At 50.8% G+C, this 18,213-nt stretch carries 17 protein-coding genes; 1 reads left to right on the top strand and 16 read right to left on the bottom strand.

All coding sequences use genetic code 11. From position 1 onward, the window contains the following. Positions 1-188 precede the first annotated feature (188 nt). The 13 genes from MHI42_RS35465 to sleB all read right to left on the bottom strand — a co-directional run bounded on the left by MHI42_RS35465 (position 189) and on the right by sleB (position 12,118). Positions 189-923, bottom strand: a complete 735-nt coding sequence (locus MHI42_RS35465) for a RecX family transcriptional regulator (RefSeq protein WP_342422201.1) — start codon at positions 921-923, stop codon at positions 189-191. Positions 924-1,058: 135 nt separating this feature from the next. Further along, the gene (recA, locus tag MHI42_RS35460) at positions 1,059-2,123 is read right to left on the bottom strand and encodes a recombinase RecA (protein WP_039294766.1); all 1,065 of its coding nucleotides are present in this window, start codon (positions 2,121-2,123) and stop codon (positions 1,059-1,061) included. Between the two features lie 284 nt (positions 2,124-2,407). Beyond that, complete coding sequence (locus tag MHI42_RS35455) at positions 2,408-3,697, bottom strand: competence/damage-inducible protein A (protein WP_342422200.1); 1,290 nt, start codon at positions 3,695-3,697, stop codon at positions 2,408-2,410. A gap of 59 nt (positions 3,698-3,756) precedes the next feature. Next, positions 3,757-4,344, bottom strand: a complete 588-nt coding sequence (pgsA, locus tag MHI42_RS35450) for a CDP-diacylglycerol--glycerol-3-phosphate 3-phosphatidyltransferase (RefSeq protein ID WP_039294770.1) — start codon at positions 4,342-4,344, stop codon at positions 3,757-3,759. A gap of 150 nt (positions 4,345-4,494) precedes the next feature. Continuing rightward, a complete protein-coding gene (locus MHI42_RS35445) occupies positions 4,495-4,986 on the bottom strand; it encodes a YajQ family cyclic di-GMP-binding protein (RefSeq protein WP_171716050.1) in 492 nt (163 codons plus the stop codon). Between the two features lie 234 nt (positions 4,987-5,220). After that, on the bottom strand, positions 5,221-5,382 hold the full coding sequence (locus MHI42_RS35440; RefSeq protein ID WP_167336664.1) for a hypothetical protein: 162 nt from the start codon (positions 5,380-5,382) through the stop codon (positions 5,221-5,223). Positions 5,383-5,465: 83 nt separating this feature from the next. Next, positions 5,466-6,416 carry a RodZ domain-containing protein gene (locus tag MHI42_RS35435; protein ID WP_342422199.1) on the bottom strand — a complete coding sequence of 317 codons (951 nt, stop codon included), beginning with the start codon at positions 6,414-6,416 and terminating at the stop codon, positions 5,466-5,468. A gap of 29 nt (positions 6,417-6,445) precedes the next feature. Next, a complete protein-coding gene (locus MHI42_RS35430) occupies positions 6,446-7,213 on the bottom strand; it encodes a DUF3388 domain-containing protein (protein WP_039294778.1) in 768 nt (255 codons plus the stop codon). A gap of 147 nt (positions 7,214-7,360) precedes the next feature. Further along, positions 7,361-7,621: a DUF3243 domain-containing protein gene (locus MHI42_RS35425; RefSeq protein ID WP_036692667.1), complete on the bottom strand. Its 261-nt coding sequence runs from the start codon at positions 7,619-7,621 to the stop codon at positions 7,361-7,363. 115 nt (positions 7,622-7,736) lie between these two features. Then, a complete protein-coding gene (gene fabG, locus MHI42_RS35420; protein ID WP_171716052.1) occupies positions 7,737-8,504 on the bottom strand; it encodes a 3-oxoacyl-ACP reductase FabG in 768 nt (255 codons plus the stop codon). Further along, positions 8,504-9,784 carry a pitrilysin family protein gene (locus MHI42_RS35415; RefSeq protein WP_342422198.1) on the bottom strand — a complete coding sequence of 427 codons (1,281 nt, stop codon included), beginning with the start codon at positions 9,782-9,784 and terminating at the stop codon, positions 8,504-8,506. Before MHI42_RS35415 ends, fabG begins: the two co-directional genes overlap by 1 nt. A 2-nt stretch (positions 9,785-9,786) precedes the next feature. Continuing rightward, positions 9,787-11,067, bottom strand: coding sequence for a pitrilysin family protein (locus MHI42_RS35410; protein ID WP_171716054.1), 1,281 nt, complete (start codon positions 11,065-11,067; stop codon positions 9,787-9,789). Positions 11,068-11,251: 184 nt separating this feature from the next. Continuing rightward, a complete protein-coding gene (gene sleB / locus MHI42_RS35405) occupies positions 11,252-12,118 on the bottom strand; it encodes a spore cortex-lytic enzyme (RefSeq protein WP_171716055.1) in 867 nt (288 codons plus the stop codon). Positions 12,119-12,291: 173 nt separating this feature from the next. Between sleB and MHI42_RS35400 the strand changes: the two genes are divergently transcribed. Beyond that, positions 12,292-14,268 (top strand): AraC family transcriptional regulator, encoded by a 1,977-nt coding sequence (locus MHI42_RS35400; RefSeq protein ID WP_342422197.1) that lies wholly within the window; start codon positions 12,292-12,294, stop codon positions 14,266-14,268. A gap of 73 nt (positions 14,269-14,341) precedes the next feature. Here MHI42_RS35400 and MHI42_RS35395 read toward each other — a convergent pair whose 3' ends face one another. The 3 genes from MHI42_RS35395 to MHI42_RS35385 all read right to left on the bottom strand — a co-directional run bounded on the left by MHI42_RS35395 (position 14,342) and on the right by MHI42_RS35385 (position 18,061). Next, entirely contained in the window at positions 14,342-17,020 is a 2,679-nt protein-coding gene (locus MHI42_RS35395) for a DNA translocase FtsK (RefSeq protein WP_342422196.1), read from the bottom strand. 94 nt (positions 17,021-17,114) lie between these two features. Beyond that, on the bottom strand, positions 17,115-17,330 hold the full coding sequence (locus tag MHI42_RS35390; RefSeq protein ID WP_340986628.1) for a YlzJ-like family protein: 216 nt from the start codon (positions 17,328-17,330) through the stop codon (positions 17,115-17,117). Then, positions 17,327-18,061, bottom strand: a complete 735-nt coding sequence (locus MHI42_RS35385) for an ATP-dependent Clp protease proteolytic subunit (protein ID WP_246354168.1) — start codon at positions 18,059-18,061, stop codon at positions 17,327-17,329. The genes MHI42_RS35390 and MHI42_RS35385 overlap by 4 nt, the downstream gene beginning before the upstream one ends. Positions 18,062-18,213: the final 152 nt, after the last annotated feature.

The following is an 18,213-nucleotide window of genomic DNA, read 5'->3' as shown; positions in this document are numbered from 1 at the left end:
CTGCACATGCACACTGCCCGCCTTATCCGGCGATTACATTTCATATGAGTTGTACGCGAACCGGAACATAAGAGTCTGCTTTTTGGGAAGGAAAAAGGATTCTTAGTTTATGCCGATTCATGTTATATTTTATTATTTATAAAAAGACATTGTCAAGAGAGTCGATAAACGCATTAAAGTCAAGAGAATCAATCCAGATCGAAAATCTCCTCTTCTTCCCCCGCAGAATCCTCTTCCGCACGTAGAATCTGGATCACCTGGCGCACCATTTCACCGGAGAATCCTCTGCGCATCAGAAACGCTCCCGTCTTGCGCCGCTTCTCATTTATATCTCCCCGCAGCAAATTCCATTTCTTCCGCCCGGTCTGCAGTGCGCTCTCCATTTCCTGCTCAGGGGTGATCTGATCCAGCGCTTCAGAGATCAGCGATTTATCAATCCCCTTCTCGCGAAGCTCCTGGCGGATCCACATTTTTCCCTTACGCTGGTTCGTTATGCGCTGTTCCGCCCACTGCTTGGCGTACAAGGGGTCATCCAGAAGCCGTTCCTCCTGCAGCCGCAGCAGAACTTCGGCAATAACAGTCTCCCCTATTTCCTTCTCCCGTAAACGGCGGGCCATTTCCTGTGCCGTTCTGGGCTTGCGTTCCAGGTATTTCAGACCTTCTACATAGGCCCGCTGACGTTCATCGGCAGCAACAATTTCCTCCAGATCCGCCTTCACAAACGAGCTTCCGGAAATCATCCGGTATTTAATCATGACATCTTCATGAACAGTCACGTTATAGACACCGAAATGAATCAAATAACGGTAATTCGACTTCTTCAGCCGCTCTACACGCGTGATTATAAGTTCTTCATCTTCGGGAAAATCGGCCAGAATCTGTACATCCTGTTCATCCGGCTCTGAATCCAATTGTATCACCATAACTGTCACTCACCTCGTTAACACAGACATAATGCCCGATTAATTTACGAAAAAGCGCCCTGCTCATTCATCACAGGGCGCCTTATATCTTATCTTCATTATTAAAATTAAATTGCTAAGGACCTGCAGCTTACATTATTCAATCTCAAGCAGCAATTTCTCTTCTTCCTCTTGCTCTGCAACCACATCAGCTTCGGTTGGTGCAGCTACCAGAGTAGATAAATTACTTGCTTCGCGGATCTTATTCTCAATCAACAGGGCAATATCCTGATGTTCTTTCAGGAACTGCTTGGAGTTCTCACGGCCTTGGCCAAGACGCTCGCCCTCATAAGAATACCAGGCGCCGCTCTTGTTGACGATATCCATCTCAGTACCGATATCCACAAGGCTTCCCTCTCTGGAAATTCCTTCGCCGTACATGATATCCACATCCGCTTGCTTAAACGGAGGCGCTACCTTGTTCTTCACGACTTTGATCTTGGTGCGGTTACCCACAACATCGTTCCCCATCTTAATGCTCTCTACCCGGCGTACATCGAGACGAACGGAGGAGTAGAATTTCAGAGCGCGTCCACCCGGAGTGGTCTCAGGGTTACCGAACATAACTCCGATCTTCTCACGAAGCTGGTTAATGAAGATGGCAATCGTGTTGGATTTGTTAATGGCACCAGACAGCTTGCGCAATGCCTGGGACATCAGACGGGCCTGCAAACCTACGTGGGAATCTCCCATGTCGCCTTCGATTTCGGCCTTCGGTACCAATGCTGCAACAGAGTCAATAACGATGATGTCTACAGCTCCACTGCGAACAAGAGCTTCAGCAATTTCCAGTGCCTGTTCGCCCGTATCCGGCTGGGATAGCAGCAATTCATCAATGTTAACGCCAAGCGCATTCGCATACTTAGGGTCAAGGGCATGCTCCGCATCGATGAAAGCAGCTTGTCCGCCAAGCTTCTGTACTTCTGCGATAGCATGAAGTGCAACGGTCGTCTTACCGGATGATTCCGGTCCGTATACTTCAATAATGCGTCCTTTGGGAAGTCCGCCAATACCTAGTGCAATATCAAGTGCCAAAGATCCGCTAGGTACAACTTCCACTTTCATGTGAGTGGATTCTCCCAGTTTCATGATCGAACCTTTACCGAATTGTTTTTCTATTTGACGAAGCGCCATATCAAGCGCTGCACGACGATCTGACAATCAGACCACTTCCTTCACTGTTTATAGTATTATAATAACGTGTTTTGGAGGTCTTGCCAAGCTTTTTTTCGAACATACATTCGTTTTTTTTGTCTCCCGGGTTAATACTCCCTTTTATTGTAAGCCTCCTTCCGGATGATAGAGACACAAGCTTAATCCTCAAAAGGTCTCACGCGGTGGATCATAGAGGTCACGCCAGCGGGGAATATAAACAAAGAACCGCAGCAGAGAATTTCTATGCCACGGTTCTTCCGTATGAACAAATTATATACCGGCCCGGTTGATTATTGCAAGGCCGATCCTTCAAGCGGGGTTGCCACCTTGCGTTCCTCCAGCCGGCGCCAGAGTCGGTACAGCAAGGCCTTGACTGTGCGCAGGCGGATGTTCTCGCGGGTTCCCTTGAGATTCAGCTCGTATACCTCAGTCTTCCGGCCGCGTTCGGCCAGTCCGACGAACACAAGCCCCACAGGCTTCCGTTCGGAATAGCCCGGCCCGGCTACACCGGTAACAGACAAGCCAAAGTCACTATCCCCGATCATCCGCACCTGCTCTGCCAGCACTTCGGCTACCTCACGGCTGACCGCACCGGGTGCGTCAGGACCCTCCAGCATAGCTGCAGGCACATTCAGCAGCTTCTTCTTCAAATCGTTCGAATAACAGACGATTCCACCGGCGAACATGGAAGCACTGCCCGGGATGTTCGTGATGCTCTCCATCAGCAGTCCGCCCGTGCAGCTCTCAGCAGCACTAAGCGTCAGGCCTGCATCCGCCATCCAGTCGACAATCAGCTGTTCCAGCGGCACATCAATATTGGCATACAGATTCTCCGGCAGAATTTCGGCAATCTTCTTCTCCAGCACATCAAGCTTAACCATAGCCTCACGTTCGGACGGGGCTTTGGTGGAAATACGCACTGTCACTTCACCTTCCTTGGCGTAAGGAGCAATCGTAGGATCGCTCTGGCCGCGGATCAGGTCAATCAGCTTGTCCTCCAGCAGCGATTCGCCAATGCCTGCAAACTTAAGCATCTTGGAGTAGATCGGCATTTCGCTGGTCAGTGCATGCTGCTGCAGCCAAGGCTTGGCTTTATCTGTGAACATCGGCTTCATCTCCCGGGGTGGACCCGGCAGTACGATGTAGTACTTGTTATCTTCTGCAAAAGCAATACCTACCGCAAGGCCGATTTCATTAGACAACGGTGTCGTTCCTTCAATCACCAGCGCCTGCTTGCGGTTATTCTCGGTCATGACAATCTTGCGGTCATCGAAGAAGCGCTGCACATGATCCATAGCAAGCTGGTCGATATGAAGGGTACGGCCAAGCGCCGCAGCAAGTGCATCTTTGGTCAGATCATCTTCTGTCGGTCCGATTCCGCCGGTGAACAATATAATATCTGCACGGTTCCGTGCAATCTCAATTGCTTCCATAAGACGGTTCTTGTTGTCTCCGACCACGGTCTGAAAATATACATCAATCCCTAACGCAGCCAGCTCTATTGAAAGAAACTGGGCATTGCTGTTTACTATCTGTCCAAGCAAAAGTTCTGTTCCAACGGCAATAATTTCCGCTTTCATAGCTGGCGTTCTCCTCCTGATTGTAGAAATCATGCAAAAATCAAGCAGCTTGGCAAACTTCAGGCATTATGAAGCTGCAGCAAGTCCTTGTTCTTCACGAAATAATCAATACCCGAATAGATGGTGATAATCGCTGCAGCCCAAATCGCAATATCATCCACCGGGATGCTGACGAACTGGAACGGGAAATTGTTAAGCAGAAGCAGCGAAATCGCGACAATCTGAGTGACTGTCTTTATCTTGCCCCATTTGCTCGCGGCCACTACTTTGCCTTCAAGCAGTGCCACCTGGCGCAGGCCGGTCACGGCAAATTCACGGCTGATGATGACAATGGCAATCCAGGAATCACATCTTCCCAGCTCAACCAGCGAGATCAATACTGCAGAGACCAGCAGCTTGTCTGCAAGCGGGTCCAGCAGTTTGCCGAGATTGGTGACCATGTTATACTTTCTGGCTATGTACCCGTCTATTCCATCTGTACTGGCGGCAAGCAGGAAAATAACAGCTGCAATCAAATGATTAATTGAAAGCTGAAATGAGCCCCAATGTATCGGTTCCGGATAGAAGCTGAAATCCACCAGCAGAAAAAACATCATAATCGGGATAAGACAAATACGTGCTAGCGTGATGCGGTTGGGCAAATTCACTGAAGTTCCTCCCCTGATCCATACGAATCCGATATTCCACAATTTTCTTCAAAACTGCTTTAGCTAGTATATTATAGCCATAAATAAGTGTCAAAAAAACATAAAATACCCCGCAAAGTAAGGTGCGTATACACTGCGGGGTACGTAAGCTTACTTTAAATTGTTAAACTGCAGATCGAGCGGCAAATCAGCTTTGCGCAGGAGCTGGATAATTTGCTGGAGATCATCGCGGCTTTTACCGGTAACACGGATCTGATCCCCCTGAATGGTGCTCTTCACCTTCAGTTTGGAGTCACGGATCAAGATGTTAATCTTCTTCGCGTTCTCCTGATCAATTCCCTGCTTCAGGCCCAGACGCTGGCGTACAGTCCCCAGTGAGGCGGGTTCTACTTTGCCAAAATCCATATTTTTCAGTGTAATTCCTCGCTTAACCATTTTCGACTGCAGGATATCAATAACCGCATTTAGCTTGTATTCATCCTCTGAAGCGATGACCAGCGCATCTTTTTCCAGCTTTAGACTGCTTTTGCTGTTCTTGAAATCGAAGCGGTTATCAATTTCCTTCTCCGTCTGGTGAACCGCATTGGTTAATTCCTGCATATCCATTTTGGATACAATGTCGAATGAACTTTCCGAACTCATGATTCCACGTCCTTTGCTTACATTTAGTCTGTTCCTATTATATGAGAAAGGGACTCTTAAGTCTAATACTGGAAGGGAAAGCACCGCCGGCATTACAAAACAACCCCACAAAGTGGGGTCCTGGCTTCCAGAGATAGAACGTAAAGAGATAGAGCGTATAACTATGTATTAAGGATTACATTATAAAAAACACGTCTCCCGAAGCAAACTCCGGGAGACGCTCACATCCAGGTATTATCTGCTGCGTGCAGGAGCCCGGAACATATCCAGAATCCCAAGCACAATATGTGCCAGTCCGAAGCCCAGAATACCATAGCCCCAGGCACCCGGTGTCAGATAATAACCGAGGAGACTGACAATAATGCCAAGTCCTGTTACGATCCAGCTGACGGTCATGAGAGAATACACCTCACTTTGGAGTAAGAACTGTAAATCATTCCTAGGTTCTCCAATCCGCCAAAACCTATACATTGGATTTGCTATTCGGTAGTGGTACTCTCACCGTCAGCAGCTGCACCATCAGTGCCGGAGGCAGAAGTTCCGTCATCCAGCTCCAGGAGCAGCCGGGACGATGTTTTGCCATCGGTAATAACTTGTCCGTTCACAGAAATTGTAGTAGCCGGGGAATATCCGGATTTGATGTACATTCCTGCACTTCCGAGCGTAAAGCTCATATTATCGCCAGCCTTAGTGTTTCCGAAGCTTAGCTTCTCCCCCTTGGAGTTCTCGCCCTGGTAGACTTCAAGCCAGCTGACTCCCGTCGCGGCAATCTCTACCTGAACCGAGCTTCCCGCAGGTGCCGTAACCTTATAGATTGTCGTTTTGCCCGACTTGCGGTCCTCTGTAACCGTTATGGACTGCGTGGACGGAGTCGGGGAAGGCACCGGAGTAGCAGTTGGTGCAACAGTCGCAGTTGCTCCAGTATCCGTAGTAGCTGTAGCTGCTGCACCGCCGCCGGCCGCTGTGGCTGAAGGCTGAACCTTCGCCGGATCTTGCGTAGCGGCAGTCAAACTCCCCGAATCCGTTTTGTCCGCCTCTTCTTTATTCATCGTTGAAGATGCATACAGATAGATGACCACAAGGATTAAGACAGGAAAAGTCCACATCAGCAAGGTAGGCAGCCACTTGGCATTCCGTTCCGTTTCAGGCTTGCGGCTCCGCTTCTGGATCACTGTCTCCATGGGGGTATCGACCGGAGCCGCAGGCACATTGCCGTGCTCCTCCATCAGTTCATCCGGGTTTACCCCGACCGCTTCAGCATAGGTTTTGATAAAGGCCCGGACATAGAAACTTCCCGGAAGCACTTTATAATCACCTGCTTCGATGGCTTCCAAATATTTTTTGCGGATCTTTGTTACTTCCTGGACATCATCAAGACTCATCCCTTTTTGCAGACGCGCCTCCTTCAAATGCCGGCCCAGTTCCGACATACCATCACCTCCTAAAAATATTGTATATATTAAAGATCATCACTGTAGCTTGTCGTAAACGACTCGTACAATATCTCTTCGTTCGGCATATTGCGCAGCTCGATAATGATATCGAAATCATCAAAGGTGTACTCGGATTCCCGCACAAAAATATCCGGGTGCTCAATCACCTTGGTGCTCGGCATACTCATAACGTTCTGCAGCAGGTTGTAATGCTTCTCATTCGAACGTATAGTGCTGACAATTCCGTCAATGATGAATACATTATTCGGGTTCAGCTCATCATCCGCCAGTTGGCTCCGTACCGTCTGCCGCAGCAGCGTGGATGAGACAAAGGTCCAGCGCTTCATGGCACATACACTGCCGGCAATAATAGATTCCGTCTTCCCTACACGCGGCATGCCTCGTAGACCTATAACCTGATTCCCTTCCCGCTTAAACAATTCACCGAGGAAATCCACCAGCAGTCCGAGCTCATCGCGGGTGAAGCGGAAGGTCTTGCGGTCATCCGAATCGCGGTCAATATATCGTCCATGACGGACGGCAAGCTTATCCACAAGGCGCGGAGAACGCAGTGCCGTAACCGTTATATTATCAACTTTTTTGAGCATCTCGCCCATCAGCATGATCTTCTCATCGTCACTTGTTTCCAGCAGCATCCCGCGGGTTTTGCCTTCAACACCGTTAATCGTCAGGATATTGACTTCCAGCATTCCCAGCATTGAAGCGATATCTCCAAGGAGACCGGGTCTGTTCTTATGTATCTTGTACTCCATATACCATTGTTTATATTCCACTTTTGCGCACCTCATAGATTCCTTTTCCCTGCATGTCACTTTCGCTACACGGGTCATGTTAATGATATATAAAAAAAAATTGAAAGGCAAGGACACTGTTGTAATAATTGCAGAAAAGCTCCCGCAAGGGGAGCTTCTTCCGCATGCTTATGCGTTTTTCTTTGCCAGTTTGACCATGAGTCCAGCAATAGTATGCTTCTCATCATCCGTTCCGACATCCCAGAGCTCTTTGATGGCCCGGTTGGAATAGTTGCCCGGATCGACCTTCTTATCGAGGAATTCCCCGATTTCAAAAGCCAGCTTGGTGATGGTCTCGTCGCTCATCCCCATTTTTTCGGCCTGAATGACCCGGTCTCCCAAAAAGCTTTTCCAGGTATCAAAGTTCTTCACTACGGAATCTGTTGACATCTTAAATCCTCCTCAAGTTGTAATGATATTGAGATTTAAAAGCAACAGTTATAATATGTCTCAAGCCGGAAGTTCTTATGCTGGAGCATTTCTCCAGAACTCATACTGCCTGGCCTTAAGTAATCCAGCCGCCGTTCGGACTGATGATCTGGCCGGTAATATACCCCGATTCAGGCAGCGCCAAAAAATAAACCAGCGATGAAATATCTTCAGGAGAAGCAAGCCTCCCCGCAGGGATCTCATCCTCCAGCATCTTCACCTCATCCGCCTGCAGATTGGCCAGCATGGCCGTGTGGACCGCTCCCGGTGCAACAGCATTCACTGTTACCTTGGAAGGTGCCAGTTCCTTGGCCAGCGCCTTGGTAAAAGCATTCACTCCACCCTTGCTCGCGGAATAAGCCACTTCACAGGAAGCACCCGAAATTCCCCAGACGGAAGAAACATTAATAATCCGCCCGTAACGCTGGGAGACCATATAAGGCATGAAAATCTGGCTGCACATAAAGGTGCCCTTCAGATTCACCGCCATAATATCGTCCCACACTTCCTCCGTTACGTCGGCCAGCATGCCATAATGCGCCTTTCCGGCATTGTTGACCAGAATATCCGGCATCATGCCGCTGGCCTCAAGCCGCTCGGCCATACGCACAAGCTGGCTGCGGTCCTTCATGTCCGCAGCCACAGTCATCACCTTTGCCCCCAGCGCCATGCACCGCCGGGCAACATCATTCGCCGCTTCATGCGAATTCATATAATGAATCACAATGTTCATGCCTACCGAAGCAAATCGCTCGGCGATGGCTCCGCCGATTCCCCCGCTGCCTCCGGTAATAAGCACTGTCATTTCTCCAATCGCTTTGCTGTCCTCTCCCGGTAATGCCATTAAGGACTCACCACAAGCGATACGGCCAGCTGCTCCCAGTCCACATGATTACGCAGCCGGTCATTCACTTCCTCCAGCGTGATCGATTCATATAGGGGAAGTACTTCGAACAGATCTCCGCCGCGGAACTGGTAACGGGTGAACTCATGGGCAATGCTCTCCGGCGAATTCAGCATACGCAGATAGCCGCCGATTTTCTTTTTGCGGGCACGCTCGAAATCCTTCTCCGCGAAGCCCGTCTCCTGGATATGACCAACCTCTTCTTTGATCCGGTCAAGCAGCAGGCCCGGATCTTTGGTATCGCCGCCGATTGCCGAGAACGCATATTGCGGGGAGCTGTTGAATTCATGGCCGAAGCTGTCCGAGATCAGCTCCTCATCATAGAGCTTCTGATACAGCGCCGTACTGCTGCCAAGCAGCAGATCCAGCATCAGTCTGGTGGTCAGATCACGGCGAACTGCCGCCTCACCTGTGAGGCCATCCACCTTTTCCTTGAATCCGAACATCATTTTGGGAATAGAGACCGCGAGCCGGCTCTCCACATGCTTCGATGCCACCTTATGCGGCTCCTGCTCGAAGATGCGGGTGATTTCACCCTGCTTCTCATAATTTTTACCCTTTTGATTGTTGCGGATCAGTTCAAATACCTTCTCAGGATCGACACCGCCGACAATGAACAGCAGCATATTGCTGGGATGGTAGAAGGAGTTGTAACAGGTATACAGCGTTTCTTTGGTGATGGTAGCGATCGACTCGATGGTTCCGGCAATGTCAATATGAACCGGATGTTTGGCATACATCGCTTCGATCAGCCCGAAATACACACGCCAGTCCGGGTTATCCGCATACATGTTAATCTCCTGGCCGATGATCCCTTTTTCCTTCTCCACATTCTCATCCGTGAAATAAGGACGCTGCACAAAATCAACGAGGGTACTGAGATTCTGCTCAATGTTCTCCGTCGCCGAGAAAAGGTATACCGTCTGGTCAAAGCTGGTGAATGCATTCGCAGATGCGCCGTTGGAAGCAAAGGTGGCAAAGATATCACCTTCCGGCTCTTCGAACATTTTGTGCTCCAGGAAGTGGGCAATACCGTCAGGCACGGTGGTTTCTTCCCCGCCCGCTACCTTAAAGTGATTATCTACAGAACCGTATCTGGTCGCAAAGGTAGCGTAGGTTTTGAGAAAAGACGGCTTCGGCAGCACATACACCTGCAGACCGTTATCCATAACCTCATGATACAGTGTTTCTTGAAGTCTTTCGTAATGGAGCTTTTCCACCGCTATTCCTCCTTCCCTGTCAGGAAATAAATCGTATCAAGCTGGAAGGTGTCAGCCGCAGCCTTCACTTCTTCCGCTCCTATGTGGTCAACCTGGTCCATCAGTTCCTGTGCAGAACGGTCCTTTCCGGATATCTGGCGGTTAAAATCATACGAGATCATCTCAAATGCGGAATCCTGAATTTCGGACAAAAGGTTGCGGATCATCGCTTTGGTCTGGCTCAGCTCCAGATCACTGATATTGCCGGCCTTCAGCTCATCCAGCTGCTTGCGGATAATATCAACGGCCTTGCCGTAATTCTGGGTCTCGATTCCCGCTTGAATCGTCCCGATGCCCTTATGCCCGTCATAGCGTGAGGAAGCATAATAGGCCAGGCTCTCTTTCTCGCGCACGTTGACGAACAGCTTCGAATGCGGATATCCGCCGAGGATGCCGTTGTACATGAGCGCAGAAGCGTATCTGTCATCCTTGTACGTGATTGAGGTGCGCAGACCCATATTCAGCTTGCCTTGATTGACATCCAGCTTCTCCTCCACCGTCCGCACTTCAGTAACCGTTACCGGAGTGAAGTCTGAGGTGTACGGCGCAGATTCGGAATGTTGGGCGCGGCCGAAATTGGCAATGACCAGCTTCTCCACTTCTTCCGGTGTAGTATCACCTACCACGTACAGATCAAGGGTCGCTCCATTCAGCCAGGAATTATAGGACTGGTACAGCGATTCAGGCGTGATCGTATCCAGATCGGCTCTTTGTCCGAGCGGATGCAGACGGTATGGTTCAAGGCGGCACATTTCCTCAATGCAGCGTTCTGCCGCGTAACGGATTTTATCGTTCACAATCGCTTCCAGCTTCTTGCGGACGGTCTCGCGTTCAGTCGCCACATAAGACGCGCGGAAGCTTCCATCCTCCAGCAAAGGCCGGGTCAATACTTCTCCGAGAAAAGCAAAAGATTCTCCAAGCAGGCTCTCCTTGCTCTGTACGAAGGAGTCATTGATCGTGTCCATCCGGAACTGCACGATCTGATAATCGCCGCGTTTGTAGATGTCGAAGCCGAAACCTGCACCATAAAGCTCCTCCAGACGTTCGCGGAACTGGGTGGTTTCAGGGTAGGAGGCTGTGCCCCGGCGGAGCACAAAAGGAACCAGTGCTGTAGGGGTGACGGTACTTTCGTCAAGCGGAACGCCGGCATAAAGTGAGATGGCGAACGTCTTGAACGCCTTGGTCGGCAGAACGTGTATGCGCATGCCTGCGGCGCTGCCATGTTGAAATCCATTATTTGTCAAGTCCAAAACTCCTTTGCGGCGTGGGTAGATGCTATACAACAAGTTTATGAAGTATTATCCATTCTAAACCATTCCAAAGTAAGGAAGCAACCGGAAGACAGCGTACCGGTTGCTCTCAGAAAAGATTTATACGGACGCTGTCATGCTGCCATTAATGCCTTGCTGTGCAAAAACATTCCTTCAGCTACATACAGAAAATATGCTCGCCGATCGTCTTCACCTGCGGCCGGCTCCAGATCCATTTGGAAGTGGCTGTCTTGGGATTGAAATAATAGAGACAGCCGCCGGAAGGGTCCCAGCCGTTAAGCGCCTGCTGCACTGCCTTGCGCGCCTGTTCATTTGGCTCCAGATAGATCTGACCGTCCGCAACAGCCGTGAAGGCCCCCGGTTGAAAAATCACCCCCGAAGGCGTGTTGGGAAAGCTCGGTGATTTAACCCGGTTAAGAATAACCGCCGCCACCGCTACCTGTCCTTCAAACGGTTCCCCGCGTGATTCACCGTAAACGGCATTAGCCATGATTTTCAGATCATTTTCGGACAGCCCCATCGTATTGCCGGAAGACAGCTCAGCTGTATTCGTTTTGGCTGTTTCATTCTTTTTTGCCGCTGTGCCGGATGATGTATCCTTATTGGCGGTCGATGTCTTGGGGGCTGTAGGTTTCCAGGCAGTTGTTGCATTGTACAGTTTGAGCTTTGTTTTGGCACCAACGACTCCGTCGGATTTCAAGCCGAATTTCCACTGGAACCAGGTGACGGCATTTTTGGTTTTGGCCCCGAACTGGCTGTCAATAGCACCGGCATAATAGCCCAGATGCTTAAGTCTCCCCTGGAGCTCATACACATCCTGCCCGGAAGATCCAAGCTTCAGCGGCGTTGTGCCAAAAGCGGGTAATGCTTCTTCCCCTTCGTCAGGAATTTCCGTTATAACTGGGGCTGCTGCATTCGATTGGGCGTACGTCACGCCACGATCTTCAAAGAATACGCCGGCAAACGGTGCGGCGGCCAAGGCAAGGGTCAGTACGGCAAAGATCCACTGCTTATGTTTTGTCATAGGGGTTCGCTCTACCTTTCTCTTGTAAGTTCTGCATGAATGGCTAAAGTTATTATGACGACTGACAAGACATCCTATGCATTACCGTAAGACTGGCAAGAGCAAATCCATTGCAACTGAGAACAATTATCAACTATACTTGGGTTATGAACCAACAGGAGTTGAGAAGAATCATGAATCTGAAGGACCATATCGTTCTGTGGAACCACGCTTTAATAGAAGTTATTGATATCCGCAAGGCCTCTTTCACTTCGGGAGAACCTCCGCTGCTGTACCGCCTTCCAGCCAGTACATATATGTATGTCGTACGCGGCAGTGCAACTGTACTTATAGATGAGATTTCATTTGAAATCAGCGGCTCCAGTGTCATTCATGGCGGCAAAGGCATGATGATCAAAGTGCTCAAGACACAGGAAATCCTGGATTATTACTTAATTTTGTACAGATCCACACTCACCCTCCCCGGACGGCGGAATCTCACAGCACTTATGGAGCGCAGCCGGCCTTTTAGCAAAATTTACAATTTCACTCCAGGCAATCCGCTTCCGCTGTACGAGATCCTGATCCAGATGTATGGCGAATGGCAGCAAGGCGGCGTACTCGAGCATCTGCATGCCAAAGCCTTGTTCTATCAATGGGTCCATGAGCTGCTCCGTCAGCTCCATGCGCAGGATATCCAGCCCCTCAAAGCGGATTCGCTGGACCAGGCAGTACGCTACATGCACGACAGTTACAGCAAACCATTCACGCTGGATGCACTCGCCGGCACACTCGGGATGAGCCCGAGAACCTTGTCGAGGCTTTTCCGGATGAGGCTTCAGACCAGCCCTGCCCAGTATATGATACAGATCCGCATGGACAAAGCCCGGGAGCTGCTGCTGAATACAGAGTCCACGCTGCATGATATTGCGCTTGCCGTCGGCTACCCGGATGCATATCATTTCGGCAAAATGTTCAAAAAGCATTTCGGCACCTCGCCGGTAAGGTACAAAAATTCCCTGCTAACCGTGTCAAACTGGCCGGAAATACCATCCGCTGTGTCCGCTTATGACATTGCCTGTGAAGACACTCTCCGATATATTGATGATGATAATCATTATCAATATAACCCAAAAGGAGCGTCACCCATGTTCAGAACGGCTAAACCATCCCTAATGCTCACCTTGTTGTTATGCTTCACCATAGTGTTAAGCGCGTGTTCCGCAGGAGGTGCCAACAACACTACAGCGGGCAATGCCAGCAACTCAGGAGCCGCTTCGCCTGCTGCGACTGCAGCCGCTACAACATCCCCTGATAACACTGCAGCCGAGGCCCAGACCCGGACCATCTCCACCGTCAAAGGAGACGTAGAGGTTCCAGCCGATCCCCAGCGTGTGGTAGTACTGTATCTGCTGGGCGATGTCCTCGCACTTGGTATCAAACCCATAGGTGTATCTGATGTATCCGAAGGCGCAGCCTTTGAGAATGAATTGAAGGATGTACAGAAGCTGGGCACCTGGTTTGAGGCTAGTCCTGAGGCTGTACTCTCGCTGGATCCCGATCTGATCATTGTTCCTTCTGAGGAGACCTATGCTGCACTGCATGACATCGCACCGACAGTGCTGGTCCCTTATGAGAAGATGACGACCGATGAGCGGGTAAGGTTCATTGGACATATTTTCGGCAAGGAAGAACAGGCTACCGGCCTTTTGAACAGCTTCAATGCCAAAGTGGAGGACAGTAAGCAGAAGCTGCAGGAAGCGGGAATTCTCGGTTCAACGGTCTCCATCATGGAAGGCGGCGCAGACCGCAGCATGGTAGTGGTCATGAGCAAACAGTATGGCCGGGGTTCACAGGTCATTTATGAATATCTCGGAATGAAGGCGCCTGAGATTCTCCAGCAAAAAATTGATTCCAAGAGCGATATGGGCGGTGATTCCGTATCCTTTGAAGTTCTGGCCGATTACAGTGGAGATTATATCTTCCGTTCTTCCTACGACGGGATGGCTGATCTGACTGCCGACCCGCTCTGGAACAGCATTCCGGCAGTCAAAGAAGGCCGCCTGATGGAGATTGACTTCGGATTATCCTATTACAGCGATATCTATTCGCTGAACGCGCAGCTTGATTTCATTGTGGACAGCCTGCTTGCAGCACCCCGGGTCAAGTAATTGTAGATCAATCACAAATTGCCTAACTTAAAAAAGATGACCCGTATCTACTTCTACGGGTCATCTTTTTGGGTTATGAACTGATTCTGTTATGCTGATACTGTTCGAGGGACATCAGCACCTCACGGGGCTTGCTGCCCTCGTAAGGCCCGATCACGCTTCTTGCCTCCATGGCATCAATTAACCGTGCAGCACGGGTGTAACCGACCCGCATGCGCCGCTGAAGCAGCGACACCGAGGCTTGCTTGGCTTCCAGCACAATCTGGACGGCTTGTTCGTACAATTCATCCTGCGGATCCTGATCCTCCGATAGGGTATCATCCACTTCAGGAACAAGGGATTCATCATAATTCGCTTCACCCTGGCTGCTTACATACTGCACAATGGTTTCGACCTCCTGATCACTCATGAAGGCCCCCTGGACACGAATCGGCTTGGAAGCGCCCATTGGCAGGAAGAGCATATCCCCCCGTCCCAGCAGCTTCTCTGCACCCGGCATATCCAGAATGGTCCGTGAATCCACATTCGAAGATACTCCAAATGCAATCCGCGAAGGAATATTCGCCTTAATCAGTCCGGTAATGACGTCCACGGAAGGACGCTGTGTGGCGATGATCAGATGAATTCCCGCCGCCCGCGCCATCTGGGCAAGCCGGCAGATCGCATCCTCGACATCATTCGCCGCCACCATCATCAGATCGGCAAGCTCGTCCACAATTACTACAATGTAGGGCAATACCGCTGCCGGATTATCTTTCATTAATGTATTATAGCCTTCCATATTACGCGTGCCTGACTTGGAGAACAGCTCATACCGCTTCTCCATCTCCACCACTATCTTCTTCAAGGCAAGACTGGCCCGCTTGGGATCGGTAACCACCGGCGCAAGCAGATGAGGAATGCCATTATATACATTCAGCTCAACCATCTTAGGGTCAACCATGAGGAACTTTACTTCATTAGGCTTCGCCTTATACAGGATACTGGTAATAATGCCGTTAATGCAGACGGATTTACCGGAACCGGTAGCCCCCGCTACCAGCAGATGGGGCATCTTGGCCAGATTGCCTATAATCGTCTGACCGGAGATATCCCGTCCGAACGCAATAGACAACCGTGACTCTGCCTCCTGAAAAATCTGCGTCTCCATTACTTCACGCATGGTTACAATTGAGACCTCGGAGTTCGGCACTTCAATACCGATGGCTGACTTGCCCGGAATCGGCGCTTCCATCCGGATATCCTTGGCTGCCAGCGCCAGCGCAATATCATCGGTAAGATTGACAATCCGGCTGACCTTCACGCCGATATCCGGCTGAATCTCATACCGGGTAACAGCCGGTCCCCGGACAACCTCAAGCACCTTCGCCCGGACACCGAAGCTCTCAAGTGTAGCTTCCAGCTTACGGGCCGTCTGCATGTAGTCATTCTGGTCTCCGGCCTTGGCTCCGTTATTAGGCTTGGCCAGCAGCCGGAAGGATGGAAGCTTGTACGGCTTGGGTGGAGGAGGTGGCGGAATTGCCGGAACCACTTCACCATTCTCTGCCGTTCCCAGCAGCCCTTCCAGCTCTACAGGAAGTCCGTCCTCTGCAGCTTCATCCGCAAGTGCAGGATGTCCGGCAGCAGCAGGGAGAGCCTCATCGCCCGCTCCTGTAACAGCACCGCCGCGTGCAGCCGGCGAGAACTCGCTCCACTCCTCCCGGTCCTCCGCATTCAGACCTTCCGAGCGGATGTGCTCGAAGAAGTCGCGGATGATCGGGGTAACCGGCTCCAGATCTTCTTCGGGGAATTCATCCTCGCCGAAATCTTCCGGCGGCATTCCCCTGCCGGCCGCAAGCCCGGATATTATCGGACCGTTCCGCGGCTCTGTCAGGATTACATCCGGCAGTTCCGCGTCATCGTATTCTTCCGGCCCGGGCTGCTGCTCATTACGGGCAGAGCCGCTGAACCAGCCGGCCACTCTTCCCAGCAGGTTCGGCTGTGCACGTCTAGGCAGCTGATTATTATTCTCTTCTTCATCGTCTTCGTAATAGTCATCATCATCTGCCGGCTGCGGTGCAGCAGGTCTGCTGTTTCTTGCAGCTCTGGGCACTACTGGTACCGCCGCAGGGCGGTTGGCTGATCTGAGCTTTATTCCTTCCACCAGCTTAACCGCTCTTACCCGGAGCAGCGTAAACAGCTCCACATACGACAGATTGGTAATCAGCATGAAGCTGATCGCCAGCAGAACAATCATAAGCAGCTTGGCGCCCAGATTGCCGAACAGCCACAGGAGAGCTGCATACTCCAGCGCTCCGATGTACCCTCCGCTGATGTCCTTGCCGAGCATGTACACGCTGCTCTCACCAGCGCCCGGAGACAGTGAACCCGAGAGGTCATTATGTATTTGGGCCAGCACATTGCCCGGATGCAGCATTCCGATCGGTCCCAGCTTCTGCTGCATAGCCGAAATCGTACTCATCAGGCACATGGACAGCAGCAGCAATAGCCCGCCGGTATACCGGCTGTTCCAGGTTGACGGCCATCTACGGTGAATCATGACCATCAGTCCATAGAAAATGCCGGCCAGCGGCAGCACAAAATAGAATCTGCCGAGTAAGTAGCCTGCCATGCTTGAAAGAGAGCGCCCTACAGCAGCTTCACCTGACAAAGCTATGACGGAGATCGTAATAAGCAGAATTCCATAGATTTCATATTTTAAAACGCTGCCCAGCAGCGCTTTTTTCTTTTTCTTTTTTCTTTTTTTAGCCACGCCAGCCACCCCCACAACATTATACCATATAATGGCGTGGCGTACCTATGTTCTCTTTTGTCAGAAAATGCATCTATAGGCAGTATGTTCGCATTTATTTGTCTAATTGAATGACCGATCCTGGAGACAGAGCTGCGTCCAGATACCTGTGGAGCGGACACTGCAGCAGCCTGACAATCCGCGCCTGACCGCCTTCAAGCGGTTCAACCTGCATCAGCATCCCCTGATAGCTTACCTCCTGCACCGGCAGCGCATAATTAAGTGCACCCTCAAATACCTGCTCCATCGGCAGAATCGTATAAAAGGTCATTGAGTCAGTCCTCCCGGCGGCAGATGATCAGGCGAGAGCGAAACGTTTCCCGCAATCATTTGGTTCAGATGGGCCAGAGCAGCTCCTATGCCACCCACCTCGTCCATAAGACCATATTTCACGGCATCCTGTCCGCCGACAGCGGTACCGATGTCACGGTTCAGCTCTCCGGTTTTGAACATCAGGTCTTTGAACTGTGACTCTGTAATGCGGGAATGCGAAGTTACAAATTTAACCATCCGTTCCTGCATCCGTTCCATATATTCGAAGGTTTGCGGCACTCCGATCACGAGACCGTTCATCCGGATCGGATGAATCGTCATCGTTGCACTCTCGGCAATGATGGAGTAGCTGGAGGATACCGCGATCGGAACGCCAATGCTATGGCCGCCGCCGATTACTACTGTCACAGTTGGCTTGGACAAGGAGGCAATCATCTCGGCAATGGCCAGCCCGGCCTCCACATCCCCTCCGACGGTGTTCAGGATAATCAGCAGCCCTTTGATATTCTTATTCTGCTCGGCGGCAACCAGCTGTGGAATGATGTGTTCATATTTCGTAGTTTTATTATGCGGCGGCAATACGAAATGTCCTTCGATCTGGCCAATAATCGTCATGCAGAAAATATCCGGCTCCCCTGTAGGAACCGCCGTTTGCCCCAGCTCCTTCAGCACCCCCACCGGTCCGGGCAGCACAGGTTCACTGACCCCGGGTTTAATCTCTCCAGGCATAATCTCTTCGTTCTTGCCGCTTTTCATGCTTGCTCCTGTGAAGTCCATTGTGCGCAGCTCTCCCTTTCTGCTTACAGCACCCATCCGCTGCAGCCATACTATCTCCTGGTAGTATTACATTCCGGGGGACTCCCTTATGCAGATCCGGTTAT

Origin of the sequence: Paenibacillus sp. FSL E2-0178, assembly GCF_038593005.1 — a bacterium.
GTDB classification, from domain to species: domain Bacteria; phylum Bacillota; class Bacilli; order Paenibacillales; family Paenibacillaceae; genus Paenibacillus_AQ; species Paenibacillus_AQ phytohabitans.
This window is presented reverse-complemented; position numbering and strand designations above follow the sequence as displayed.

Coding starts and splice junctions, on each gene's coding strand:
- MHI42_RS35445 (WP_171716050.1), bottom strand. CDS start 4,986: ATGAGTTCGGAAAGTTCATTCGACATTGTATCCAAAATGGATATGCAG.
- MHI42_RS35455 (WP_342422200.1), bottom strand. CDS start 3,697: ATGAAAGCGGAAATTATTGCCGTTGGAACAGAACTTTTGCTTGGACAG.
- fabG (WP_171716052.1), bottom strand. CDS start 8,504: ATGGCATTACCGGGAGAGGACAGCAAAGCGATTGGAGAAATGACAGTG.
- MHI42_RS35440 (WP_167336664.1), bottom strand. CDS start 5,382: ATGACCGTCAGCTGGATCGTAACAGGACTTGGCATTATTGTCAGTCTC.
- MHI42_RS35385 (WP_246354168.1), bottom strand. CDS start 18,061: ATGCCTGGAGAGATTAAACCCGGGGTCAGTGAACCTGTGCTGCCCGGA.
- sleB (WP_171716055.1), bottom strand. CDS start 12,118: ATGACAAAACATAAGCAGTGGATCTTTGCCGTACTGACCCTTGCCTTG.
- MHI42_RS35400 (WP_342422197.1), top strand. CDS start 12,292: ATGAATCTGAAGGACCATATCGTTCTGTGGAACCACGCTTTAATAGAA.
- MHI42_RS35435 (WP_342422199.1), bottom strand. CDS start 6,416: ATGTCGGAACTGGGCCGGCATTTGAAGGAGGCGCGTCTGCAAAAAGGG.
- MHI42_RS35390 (WP_340986628.1), bottom strand. CDS start 17,330: ATGACCTTTTATACGATTCTGCCGATGGAGCAGGTATTTGAGGGTGCA.
- MHI42_RS35425 (WP_036692667.1), bottom strand. CDS start 7,621: ATGTCAACAGATTCCGTAGTGAAGAACTTTGATACCTGGAAAAGCTTT.
- MHI42_RS35465 (WP_342422201.1), bottom strand. CDS start 923: ATGGTGATACAATTGGATTCAGAGCCGGATGAACAGGATGTACAGATT.